The 11,705-nt window shown below is 53.1% G+C and carries 14 protein-coding genes; 12 read left to right on the plus strand and 2 right to left on the minus strand.

Going from position 1 to position 11,705, the window contains the following annotated elements:
- The first annotated feature begins 54 nt into the window (after window positions 1–54).
- From resA to fabV, 5 genes are read left to right on the plus strand one after another with little or no spacing between them, the layout of a single operon-like run.
- Complete coding sequence (resA, locus tag ACFQNG_RS14520; RefSeq protein WP_379866106.1) at window positions 55–594, plus strand: thiol-disulfide oxidoreductase ResA; 540 nt, start codon at window positions 55–57, stop codon at window positions 592–594.
- A gap of 16 nt (window positions 595–610) precedes the next feature.
- On the plus strand, window positions 611–931 hold the full coding sequence (locus ACFQNG_RS14525) for a rhodanese-like domain-containing protein (protein WP_379866107.1): 321 nt from the start codon (window positions 611–613) through the stop codon (window positions 929–931).
- Window positions 932–939: 8 nt separating this feature from the next.
- The gene (gene cysK / locus ACFQNG_RS14530; RefSeq protein WP_379866297.1) at window positions 940–1,872 is read left to right on the plus strand and encodes a cysteine synthase A; all 933 of its coding nucleotides are present in this window, start codon (window positions 940–942) and stop codon (window positions 1,870–1,872) included.
- Window positions 1,873–1,887: 15 nt separating this feature from the next.
- Complete coding sequence (locus ACFQNG_RS14535; RefSeq protein ID WP_379866108.1) at window positions 1,888–3,009, plus strand: class I SAM-dependent methyltransferase; 1,122 nt, start codon at window positions 1,888–1,890, stop codon at window positions 3,007–3,009.
- Between the two features lie 19 nt (window positions 3,010–3,028).
- Window positions 3,029–4,222 carry an enoyl-ACP reductase FabV gene (gene fabV / locus ACFQNG_RS14540; protein WP_379866109.1) on the plus strand — a complete coding sequence of 398 codons (1,194 nt, stop codon included), beginning with the start codon at window positions 3,029–3,031 and terminating at the stop codon, window positions 4,220–4,222.
- Window positions 4,223–4,322: 100 nt separating this feature from the next.
- Here the strand turns inward: fabV and ACFQNG_RS14545 are convergent, their stop codons facing one another.
- A complete protein-coding gene (locus tag ACFQNG_RS14545) occupies window positions 4,323–4,550 on the minus strand; it encodes a DUF2626 family protein (protein WP_379866110.1) in 228 nt (75 codons plus the stop codon).
- Window positions 4,551–4,669: 119 nt separating this feature from the next.
- On the opposite strand from ACFQNG_RS14545, the gene ACFQNG_RS14550 reads away from it, so the two are divergent.
- Window positions 4,670–5,434: an enoyl-CoA hydratase/isomerase family protein gene (locus tag ACFQNG_RS14550; RefSeq protein WP_379866111.1), complete on the plus strand. Its 765-nt coding sequence runs from the start codon at window positions 4,670–4,672 to the stop codon at window positions 5,432–5,434.
- 175 nt (window positions 5,435–5,609) lie between these two features.
- Entirely contained in the window at window positions 5,610–6,227 is a 618-nt protein-coding gene (locus ACFQNG_RS14555; RefSeq protein WP_379866112.1) for an RsfA family transcriptional regulator, read from the plus strand.
- 46 nt (window positions 6,228–6,273) lie between these two features.
- Here ACFQNG_RS14555 and ACFQNG_RS14560 read toward each other — a convergent pair whose 3' ends face one another.
- Window positions 6,274–6,747: an N-acetyltransferase gene (locus ACFQNG_RS14560; protein ID WP_379866113.1), complete on the minus strand. Its 474-nt coding sequence runs from the start codon at window positions 6,745–6,747 to the stop codon at window positions 6,274–6,276.
- A 145-nt stretch (window positions 6,748–6,892) separates the two neighbouring features.
- On the opposite strand from ACFQNG_RS14560, the gene ACFQNG_RS14565 reads away from it, so the two are divergent.
- The 5 genes from ACFQNG_RS14565 to ACFQNG_RS14585 are packed head-to-tail and all read left to right on the plus strand — an operon-like array spanning window position 6,893 to window position 11,703.
- Window positions 6,893–8,227 carry an acetyl-CoA carboxylase biotin carboxylase subunit gene (locus ACFQNG_RS14565; RefSeq protein WP_379866114.1) on the plus strand — a complete coding sequence of 445 codons (1,335 nt, stop codon included), beginning with the start codon at window positions 6,893–6,895 and terminating at the stop codon, window positions 8,225–8,227.
- A 6-nt stretch (window positions 8,228–8,233) separates the two neighbouring features.
- A complete protein-coding gene (locus ACFQNG_RS14570; RefSeq protein WP_379866116.1) occupies window positions 8,234–8,446 on the plus strand; it encodes a biotin/lipoyl-containing protein in 213 nt (70 codons plus the stop codon).
- A 17-nt stretch (window positions 8,447–8,463) separates the two neighbouring features.
- A complete protein-coding gene (locus tag ACFQNG_RS14575) occupies window positions 8,464–9,381 on the plus strand; it encodes a hydroxymethylglutaryl-CoA lyase (protein WP_379866118.1) in 918 nt (305 codons plus the stop codon).
- Entirely contained in the window at window positions 9,378–10,154 is a 777-nt protein-coding gene (locus ACFQNG_RS14580; RefSeq protein ID WP_379866120.1) for an enoyl-CoA hydratase-related protein, read from the plus strand. The genes ACFQNG_RS14575 and ACFQNG_RS14580 overlap by 4 nt, the downstream gene beginning before the upstream one ends.
- Window positions 10,155–10,167: 13 nt before the next feature.
- Complete coding sequence (locus ACFQNG_RS14585) at window positions 10,168–11,703, plus strand: acyl-CoA carboxylase subunit beta (protein ID WP_379866121.1); 1,536 nt, start codon at window positions 10,168–10,170, stop codon at window positions 11,701–11,703.
- Window positions 11,704–11,705: the final 2 nt, after the last annotated feature.

The following is an 11,705-nucleotide window of genomic DNA, read 5'->3' on the forward strand; positions in this document are numbered from 1 at the left end:
GAAGTGGTGCGCCATTTCAGCTTTTTTGCTACAATTTGATAGGAAAGACAGGTGATGAACTTGAACAGACGGGTGCGGTATTGGTCCAGACGGCTTCTGTTTATTGTGATGCTGAGTCTCGTCGGTTACGCCTTGTACCAATCCGTGGCGCAGGGAGAAGGGAAGCGTCCTGAACCGGGTCATCCGGCTCCCCATTTCCAACTGACGACCATGGATGGCAAAGAAGTTTCGCTCGATGACTACAAAGGAAAAGTGGTCATGCTTAATTTCTGGGGCTCCTGGTGTGAGCCGTGTCGCGAGGAGATGCCCGCCTTAGAGAGCGTTTATGAAAAATACAAGGATCAGGGGTTTGTGGTGTTGGGAATCAACATTGCTGAAACGGAATTTACGGCCAATGCCTTTACGAAACAAATGGGAACCACCTTTCCGATTCTCATGGATCGTCAACGTGATGTCGTCAAGCTGTATGATGTGGTGCCGATCCCCAGCTCATTCTTCATCGATCGTCAGGGAACGATAAAGAAGCGAATGGAAGCGCCACTCACGGTGGAGCAGTTGGAACAAATCGTTCGGCCGATGTTGCCGCAAAAATAACAAGGAGTGATCCATCATGGGAAAATACCAGGATATTGAAGCGAGCCAACTTAGCCAAGCGCCTGAAGAGGTAAAGCAATATGTTTGTGTCGATGTGCGCACCGATGAGGAATATCAGGAAGGCCACATTCCGGGGGCCATACATATCCCGCATGACCAGATGGAAACGCGCCACACGGAGCTTACGCCATACAAAGGACAAAAGATCCTGTTGATTTGCCGCAGTGGACGGCGCAGTGTGTTTGCCGCCAATGTTTTGGCCGATCAAGGATTTGCGAACTTATATAACCTCAAAGGAGGAATGCTGGAGTGGACGGGTCCGCAAACCAAGGAGTAGACAGAAAGATGCCGCATGCGCGGGTAGCCCAGCAAGTGCTTGATTTGATCGGCATGACGCCGGTCGTGAAATTGAATCGGCTCGTCAAACCGGATTGGGCCGATGTCTATGTGAAATTGGAAAGAATGAACCCGGGCGGCAGTGTCAAAGACCGGACCGCCTACAATCTGATTCTTGATGCGGAGACCAAGGGCCGCTTAAAGCGTGGCGCCACCATTGTGGAACCGACAAGCGGCAATACGGGGATCGGGTTGGCTCTGGTGGGGGCGGCCCGCGGATACCGCACCATTCTCGTCATGCCGGACACGATGAGCAAAGAGCGTGTGCAACTGTTGAAAGCGTATGGGGCGGAAGTGGTGTTGACCCCGGGAAGTGAACGGATGCCCGGAGCGATCAGGAAAGCGGAAGAGTTGCTGGCGGAAATCCCCCATGCGTTTATGCCGTCGCAATTTGAGAATCCGGCTAACCCGGATGTCCATCGGCGAACGACGGGACCGGAAATCCTCAAACAGATGCATGGGCGTTTGGATGCGTTTATTGCCACAGCGGGAACGGGCGGCACCATCACTGGAGCGGGAGAATACCTGCGCGAACACTTGCCGGGCCTCTTCATCGGGGTGGTGGAACCCAAGGGCTCTCCCGTGTTGGCGGGCGGCGACCCGGGTCCGCACGAGATTCCGGGGACAAGTCCCGGTTTTATTCCGCCTGTGCTCAATCAGCAAATATATGATGAAATCTTTCATGTGAGCGATGAGGATGCGATCGGCACAACCCGGGCCCTGGCGTGTAAAGAAGCCTTGCTTGTGGGCCCGTCTTCCGGAGCTTCGGTGTGGGCCGCCCTCAAAATGGCCGAACGTCTTGGCAAGGGCAAACGGGTGTTGTGCATGGCACCCGATACGGGCGAGCGTTATTTGAGCACAAGAGTATTTGATTTCTCCTAAGCGAGGTCTTTGTCGATGACCCAACCGCTCTTAAACGAAATCATTGCGGAGATCGAGCAATCCCCCGAGCGGGCGATTCCTTTTTCGCGATACATGGAATTGGCCTTGTACCACCCGACTTGGGGATATTATCAGACGGATCGGATCAAGCTGGGAAAAGAAGGGGATTTCTTTACCAATGCCCATGTTGGGTCCATCGTGGGACAGGTGCTGGGGCGTCTGTTTCGCCGCATGGTCACGCTGGTGGGCAGGGAAGAGGATTGGGTGCTGGTGGAGATGGGGGCCGGCGACGGCCGCCTGATGGAGCAAGTGGCCAGGGAGTGGATCGCCCAAGGCGGGAAGCCGGACAAACTGAACAGTTATCTGGTGGAAACAAGTCCGTATCATCGTCGGTTGCAGCAAGAACGGCTCGCCCCCCTTCCCATCTCGTTTCACTGGTCTAGGAGCCTTCAGGAAGTCCCTAGAGCCAAATACTCCTTTTTATATGTCAATGAATTGGTTGACGCCTTCCCGGTACATCGGATAAAAAAAGAAGGGGGAGTCATTTGGGAAGCCCACGTAATCAAGGGAATGCATGGGCGTTTAAGGGAAAGTTGGCAACCGTTGAAACAAGCGAGCGACCCGGCTATATGGGAAAGGGCGCAACTGTTGGCGGAGGGGCAAATGGCCGAAGTGGCTGTGGCAGCCCGTCAGTGGATCGGGGAAGTCGCCGCATGGATGGAGCGGGGAATTCTCTTGACCATCGATTATGGCGGGGAAACGGGCGAACTGTTGATGCGGTCGCACGGTACGCTGAGGGCTTACCGTGAACACCGATTGTTGACGGATCTGTACCAAATGCCCGGGGAGATGGATTTGACGGCCCATGTCGATTTCACTTCGCTTCGGCACTGGGGGGAATCCTTGCACATGCGGACCTTGGCCTACCTCACCCAAGCGGATTTTCTGCTGCGGGCCGGGGTTTTGGATTTGTTGCCATCCAAGCCTGTGCCTGATCCATTCAGTCCTGAGGCCAAACGGAGGCGAGCCATCACCCAATTGATTCATCCGCAGGGAATGGGCGAGTCCTTTCGCGTGTTGCTGCAAGCCAAGGGAATGCCCGCGCTGACAAGGCAACAACTGTTTCCCAATCTATGAAAACGAAAGAGGATGGAAGATGATCATTAAGCCTAAATTCCGTGGATTTATCTGTACTACGGCACATCCGGCCGGTTGTGAACGGCAAGTGCTGAAACAAATCGACTATGTGAGAAGCCAATCGGCCATCAATGGGCCGAAGAAAGTGTTGGTCATTGGGGCTTCAACCGGATATGGTTTGGCTTCCCGCATCACGGCAGCCTTTGGTGCGGGCGCTGATACGATCGGCGTATTTTTTGAACGACCCAGTTCAGGCAACCGCACGGCGACCGCAGGCTGGTATAATTCCGCGGCCTTTGAAAAAGCGGCGCAACAAGCGGGCCTGTTTGCCAAAAGTATCAATGGGGATGCGTTTTCCAATGAAATCAAACAACAAACCATTGAGCTGATTAAACAAGAATGGGGCCAAGTGGATCTGGTCGTGTACAGTTTGGCGGCGCCCAAGCGGGTTCATCCGGTGACGGGAGAAGTTTTTTCATCCGTCTTGAAGCCGATTGGGCAAACTTTTACCAATAAAACGGTGGACTTCCACACTGAGGAAGTATCGCAAATCAGCATTGAACCAGCCACAGAAGAAGAGATTCGCCACACCATTGCGGTCATGGGCGGAGAAGATTGGAAGATGTGGATCGACGCGCTTTTGGAGGCCGGGGTGTTGGCGGATGGCGCGAGAACCGTCGCCTACTCCTATATTGGACCGGAAGTGACGCATCCTGTGTACCGCGCGGGTACTGTGGGCCGGGCCAAAGACCATCTAGAAGCGACGGCCCATGAGTTGGATGCGCAATTAAAGCCAATCGGCGGACAAGCTTTTGTTTCGGTAAACAAAGCGCTCGTCACGCAATCCAGTTCGGCGATTCCGGTCGTGCCGCTCTACATATCGCTTCTGTACAAAGTGATGAAGGAAAAAGGATTGCATGAAGGTTGCATTGAACAAATGTACCGGCTGTTCAACGAACGCCTTTACACCGGTAAGGACGTTCCGGTGGATGACAAAGGACGCATTCGCATCGACGATTGGGAAATGCGAGAAGATGTGCAGGCGGAAGTGTCGGCCAACTGGCCAAAAGTGGATTCCGACAATCTGAAAGAGATTTCGGATATTGAGGGCTATCGCAAGGAATTCTTCCAGCTCTTTGGCTTCGATTTGGATGGGGTGGACTATGAAGCGGAAACGGAAGCGGATGTAAGGGTTCCTAGCTTGGATTCATAATGGATGTGCGGCTTTCGCTCTGGGGACTCGGGAATGCTTTTCCGGGTCCTTTTTGCCAATAAAAATAGCTCCCTGATGGAACGGGGAGCCGTCGCACTGCTTAATGCATCATAAATGTGGAATACCAGACCATGCCGACGAACGACACGAACATATATCCACCGAAAAGATACATATAGGTTCTTTCGGTCAGCTTCAGGTAGCCTAACACGACAAACAAAATCGTTTGTACCACGAATAGGGCCGCTGGAATGTACATATGACCCGCCAAGAACATGAGTGCAATCACAAAAGTCCAGAAGCCGAGTACGCGAAACATGCGGTCCATGTGCCACACTCCTTCCTACTTGGGATGCTATGTAAGGGCATCCACTATGCCATAATCCAACATGCTTATTATACCCTCAGCCATCGCTTGTATCAAGCAAAAGGGAAAGGATGTTCATAATGCAGACACTTCTTCTTCAACATCAAGGGCCCATCCGGTGGATTCGCTTTTACCGGCCGGATGTGAGAAATGCTGTCAATCCGCAAATGATGGCCGAATTGGAGCAGACATTGACCGAGATCGAACGAGACAAACAATGCAAAGTGGTAATTTTTTCCGGAGATGAACGGGCTTTTGTCTCTGGCGGGGATGTGGATGAATTGCACAAGTACGAACGCCAACAAGAAATCCAACCGATTATGGAACGGATGGGTCGGATTTTGGAACGCATACACGGATTAACCGCTTTGACCATCGCCTGTGTCGAAGGAGTGGCGGTAGGCGGGGGATGTGAAATTATCGCAAGCTGTGATCTTTGTTTTGCCTCACCTGCGGCCCGGTTTGGCATGATTCAAGTGAAACTGGGAATCACCACGGGCTGGGGCGGGGCGGCTCGCTTGATGCATAAGATCGGGACTTCCGCGGCCCTGTCCATGTTGCTTACCGGACGGATTCTATCCGCTTCCGAGGCGAAAGAAGCGGGACTTGTCGATGAGTTGATTGAAGGGGCGCCGGTCAGAGAGGCGGTTGCAGCATTCGCCGGCCAAGCGGCTCAAGCGGCGGTTCCGATCATCGCGTTTTATAAGAGGCTGGCCCAAGAGGTGAAACGGGGCACGCCTTCTTCCATGCTGTTTGCGCGAGAGGCGGAACAATGCGCCATCTTGTGGGAAACAGAAGAACATCGCCAAGCGGTGAAGGATTTTTTGGAGCGAAGAAAAACGTGACGGCCAGCTCATCATCAATTCGGGATAAGAGAGACAGGCGCAAGGGTATACTTCCTCTTCCTCATGGTAATAAAAATTAGTAGAGCCATATACTATGTTTTATACCGATTGCATACAGATAAAAAGGAAGCATTTGTAAGACTCGTATGAGTTGTGAAGGATAGGAGGTACTCGTATGGCTGTAAAGCGCCAGGATGCGTGGACACCGGATGATGATATGATCTTGGCCGAGGTAACGCTTAGACATATTCGCGAAGGCGGCACGCAACTTTCGGCATTTGAGGAAGTGGCGGAAAAGCTTGGGCGGACTCCAGCCGCTTGCGGTTTTCGCTGGAATAGCACAGTGAGAAAGAAATATGAAGCCGCGATCCAAATTGCCAAGTCGCAACGGCAAAAGCGGTTGCAAGAGCGAAATCGCAGCTACTCTTTCAGAATGAAAACCGAAGAAGAGGGATCAGGCGATGCACTCTACTCGATTGACAATATCATTCGCTTTTTGCGGCAATACAAAAATGAAGTGAATGAGTTGAAACGCCAACAAAAACAGTTGGAGAAAGAGCTTGAGGAAAAAGAGCTCCTTTTGAAAAACCTGGAGACGGAAAACAGCCAGATGAAAGCGCATCTGGAACACGTGCAGAGTGATTACCGGCTGGTGAACGATGATTATCGCACATTGGTGCAAATCATGGAGCGCGCGAGGAAGATGGCCTTGTTGAACGAAGAAGATGAAGCGTTGAACAAAGCAAAATTCCGGATGGAGGAAAACGGCAATTTGGAACGCTTGGATAAATAGAGGAAAAAAGACCCGCATAACTTGAATGTGTGGGTCTTTTTGAACGTTAATCCCTTAGTTCCGCTCCGGCCGGGAGCCAGACATAGGGGCTTTCACCGCGGTCGCGGGCCGGATCGTAATGGACTGGCACAAAGCCCATTTTTACCCAAAACGGGTCGGAACGACGGCGGGCATTGGTCTTGATCGGCAATCCCAAGCTTTTGGCGTAAGCCACCAGCGCTTGGCCGAGGCCTTGGCCACGGTACTGCGGCAAGACCTCCAACTTCCAAATCTCATAATGATCTTGGGCGGGGTGAAAATAACGGTCATACTTGGCGTCAACCCGATAAAGGCTGATTCGTGCGGCCAATTGCCCATCCCGGTAAATCCCGTAAAAAGGGGAAAGACTGTCATTTTCAATCATATTGGCTTGCAGGTCATCCAACATGGACAATTCCGGCAATCCGTATTCGTGGAATTTTGTGAATTCCTCCAATGTTTTGTAGTTGATTTTAAGGCGTTCCACTTGATAGGATTCCATGGGGTTCCTCCTTGAGCAAGACTTTGTTTCATTGTATCACAAAGTGGGGAAAGTGATTCTGAGAAGGATTAAAATAAATAATTGTCGAATTTTTTGTGATGAAAGTATTTTTTGAAAGAATAAAGCGGGTGAGGTGAACCAGACATTGCAGAAAGTATTAATTGCCAACCGTGGGGAAATTGCCTGTCGGATCATGCGCACTTGTCAAGCGCGAGGGTGGAAAACCGTTGCTGTCTATTCAGAGGCCGACCAGATGATGCCGTTTGTGGAGATGGCTGATGAAGCGATCTGCATTGGCCCGACGCCGGTGGCGAAAAGTTATTTGAACCAAGAGGCGATCCTGGATGCGGCAAAGCGCGTTCAAGCGGATGCGCTTCATCCGGGGTATGGTTTTTTGTCAGAGAATGCTTCGTTTGCCAAGCGGGTCCAAGAAGCGGGCCTGCTTTGGATTGGACCGGAACCGGTAGTGATCCGGTTGATGGGGGATAAAGTGACGGCCCGCGCCACCATGCTTGAAGCGGGCGTACCGATTGTTCCCGGTACCGGGGAACTGGCTTCACTGGAGGAAGCATGCCAAGCGGCAAAGGAAATCGGTTATCCCGTGATGGTAAAAGCCAGTGCCGGCGGTGGCGGGATCGGGATGCAAGTGTGCCAAGACGAAGCGGCCCTGCGGCAGGCGTATGCCACGATTCAAGCAAAAGCGCGAGCCTATTTTGGCGATGCCAGCGTTTATATCGAGAAATGGATATCACCCTCTCGCCATGTTGAAGTGCAGATTGTCGCGGACACGGGCGGGAAGGTGCTCCATCTGTTTGAGCGCGACTGTTCAGTGCAACGGCGGAATCAAAAAGTGATTGAAGAGAGTTTGGCGCCTAGTTTAAGCCGGGAGCTGCGAAAACGAATGCACGAGTCCGCTGTGGCGGCGGCACAAGCGGTGCGGTATACGGGAGTGGGGACCGTTGAGTTTTTGGTCGGCCCAGATGAGTCCTTTTATTTTTTGGAGATGAATACCCGGTTGCAAGTGGAGCATCCCGTAACCGAAATGATCACAGGGCTTGATCTTGTGGCGATACAATGTGACCTGGCTCGGGGGGAAACGCTTTCGTTCGGGCAGGAAGACATTCTTCCCCAAGGGCATGCGATCGAATATCGGATTTATGCAGAAGATCCGGTGACCTTTTATCCTTCACCGGGAACGATCACGGCATTTGAGGCGCCGACGGGAGAAGGCATTCGTGTCGATGCGGGAGTGAAGGCAGGCACAATGGTTTCGCCTTATTATGATCCCCTTCTTGCCAAATGCATTGTAAGCGGTTCCAACCGAGAAGAAGTCCTTGCCAAGAGCCGCGAGGTTTTGCAGGCGTTTAAGGTGGAAGGGATCAAAACGAATTTGCCTTTACTGCGGCAGTTGGTGCAAGCGCCGGCGTTTGTCGTGGGTCAATATGATACCCAAGTCTTATCTCAAATCAAATTGGGGTGAATGCGGATGGCACAAGTATTAGCTACGATGACAGGCGTTGTTTTATCGATTCATGTGCAACCGGGTGATCAGATTGAAGTGGGTCATGACGTTATCCTGTTGGAATCGATGAAGATGGAGATTCCGGTTCAGGCCGAAGTGGCGGGAACGGTCAAGGAGGTCAAAGTCGAGGTGGGTGCCTTTGTCGAGGAAGGGGCGGTATTGATTGAATTAGAGTAACTCGGAGGGAACAGTTCATGCAGATCAAATTGGTAGAAGTAGGCTTGCGGGATGGATTGCAAAATGAACGGGTCATATTAGCAACGGAAGACAAGGTCAAGGTAGCGCAAGGGCTCATCAAGGCGGGAATTCGTCACCTTGAAGTAACCTCTTTCGTCTCTCCGAAGTGGATTCCGCAGTTGGCCGATGCGGCGCAGTTGGCGCACCAATTGCCCCCACTTGCCGATGTTGTCTATCGAGCGCTCGTTCCGAATCGTCGGGGGGCGGAACGGGCTGGACAGACGCCGATCCATGAGTGGGCCGTCTTTCTCTCTGCCAGTGAGACGCACAACCGCAAAAACATTAACAAAAGCATTGAAGATACCTATCCGGTGTTGCGCGAAGTGATGGAGCTGGCCCGGCAACAGGGGATTCGTGTGCGCGGATATGTCTCCACCGTCTTTGGTTGCCCGTACGAGGGGGAAGTGCCGACGGAACAAGTGCTGCGTGTGTGCGAGCGATTGCTTCAACTGGGAGTGTATGAGATTTCGCTTGGCGACACGATTGGCGTAGCCACTCCCAAAGCGGTCAAACGGCTTTTGCGAGCATGTCAGCGCCACATTCCGCTGGAACAGATCGCCGGGCATTTTCATGATACCCGCGGAACAGGACTGGCCAATGCTTATGCGGCTTTGGAACTGGGAGTCCGTACGTTGGACACGTCTTTGGGCGGGCTGGGCGGGTGTCCCTATGCGCCGGGAGCCGCCGGGAATCTGGCGACGGAAGATGTCTTGTATCTGTTGGAACAAGAGGGGATCGACACGGGCATCGATCTCGCTCTGGTATGTGAAACGAGTGATTTTGTGCAAACCAAATGCAAACGGGCGTTGCCCTCGAAAGTGCTGCAAAGCTATCTGGCGCAAAAAAGAGATGAGAAAAGAGGAGATGGCGATTGAAAAACATCCGTTTGGAGCGACGCGAGGGGATCGCCCTGGTAACACTTGACCGGCCGTCGCACCACAATGCGTTGAATCGACCGTTATTGCAGGAATTGTCCCAACTGGCCGAAACGTTGCGGCAGGATCGCGACTCACGGGTCGTCATCATTACGGGTGCCGGGGACAAAGCCTTTTGCGCAGGTGCGGACTTGAAAGAACGCCGGTCGTTCACGGAAGAGGAAGTACGCCAGTTTATTGTGCTGATTCGTGATACCTTCACCCAGATTGCGCAATTGCCCCAACCCACCATCGCGGCCATCAATGGCGTCGCTTTTGGGGGCGGAATGGAATTGGCCCTGGCCTGTGATTTGAGGATCATGGATGAATCGGCACAAATGGGGTTGACGGAAACCTCGCTCGGCATCATTCCCGGCGCGGGGGGAACACAGCGATTGCCGCGCCTGATCGGGGCGGCGAAAGCGAAAGAACTGATTTTCATGGCGAAACGGTTCACTGCCGGTGAAGCTTGGCAAATGGGGCTGGTCAACCATTTGGCCGCGCCGGGGACCGCGCTGGAGGCGGCTTGGGGATGGGCGGAGACTATCAAGCAAAATGCTCCGCTCGCGTTGATTCAAGCCAAGTGGGCCATTGAGCACGGTCTGGAGACGGATCTCGGCACCGGGTTGTTGCTGGAGACCCAAGCCTATGAGACCCTGATTCCCAGCCAAGATCGACTGGAAGGCTTAGCCGCTTTTCAAGAAAAGAGAAAACCGCGTTACCGTGGGGAATAAGGGAGGAGATCGAATGAATGACAACTGGACGGAACAGTTGGCGCAGAATGAAACACGGGTGAAAGCGGGAGGGGCGCCCAAGTACCATGAAAAATTGCAACAACAGCAAAAGTTATTTGTCAGAAAGCGGCTGGAGTTGTTGTTTGATGATGATTTCCAGGTGGAGGATGGATTGTTCGCCAACTTTACGGCTGGTGATTTGCCGGCGGATGGGGTCGTGACGGCGCTTGGCAGGGTAAACGGCCAACTGGTCTGCGTGATGGCGAACGATGCGACGGTGAAAGCGGGATCATGGGGGGCGAGAACGGTTGAGAAGATCATACGGATACAGGAGACAGCAGCGAAGCTGAAAGTTCCCCTCATCTACCTGGTAGACTCCGCCGGCGCGCGGATCACCGATCAAATCGAGATGTTTCCGGGGCGCCGGGGCGCGGGACGCATCTTTTACAATCAGGTGAAGTTGTCCGGCATGATTCCCCAAGTGTGCGTCCTATTCGGGCCATCGGCGGCGGGCGGGGCTTATATCCCGGCATTTTGCGATATCGTGATCATGGTGGACGAAAATGCCAGCATGTACCTCGGATCGCCGCGGATGGCGGAGATGGTCATCGGGGAGAAAGTGACGTTGGAGGAAATGGGCGGGGCCCGCATGCACTGCACAGTCAGCGGTTGCGGTGATGTGCTGACAGCGACGGAAGAAGAGGCCATCGCTTCCTGCCGCCGTTACTTAAGCTATATGCCGGCCCATTATCAAGCGCCGTTGCGCGCCATCGGAGCGAAACCGCCCCATCGGGAAAGCCGGCAGTTGTCCAAGATCATACCCGATCACCAAAATGCGCCCTTTGACATGTTGGAACTGATTCATGGCTTGATTGATGAGGATTCCTTTTATGAAGTGAAATCGCTTTTCGCCAAAGAGATGATTACGGGCTTTGGACGGATCGCCGGACGGACAGTGGGGATTGTCGCCAATCAGTCCAAAGTGAAAGGGGGTGTGATTTTCGTCGACTCCGCTGACAAAGCGGCACGGTTTATCACCTTGTGCGATGCGTATAACATTCCGCTCTTGTTTTTGGCCGATGTGCCGGGCTTTATGATCGGAACCCAGGTGGAACGGGCCGGCATCATCCGGCATGGGGCCAAGATGATTTCGGCGATGTCGGAGGCGACTGTGCCCAAAATCTCCGTCATCGTGCGCAAAGCTTATGGCGCCGGGTTGTATGCGATGGCTGGCCCTGCCTTTGAACCGGATTGTTGTTTGGCGTTGCCGACGGCGCAAATTGCGGTCATGGGGCCCGAGGCGGCGGTGAACGCGGTCTACAGCAATAAAATCGCCGAACTGGAAGAGCCGGAACGGACACGCTTTGTGATGGAGAAGCGAGAAGAGTACCGCCAAGACATCGATATCTACCGGTTGGCGAGTGAATTGATTGTGGATGGGATTGTTGCCCCGGATGCGTTGCGCGATGAATTGATGCGGAGATTCGCCGCTTATGAGAGTAAGCAGATGAGCTTTAGTGAGCGGAAACACCCCGTTTATCCAGTGTAAGA

This window comes from Laceyella putida (genome assembly GCF_042665195.1).
GTDB lineage: Bacteria > Bacillota > Bacilli > Thermoactinomycetales > Thermoactinomycetaceae > Laceyella > Laceyella putida.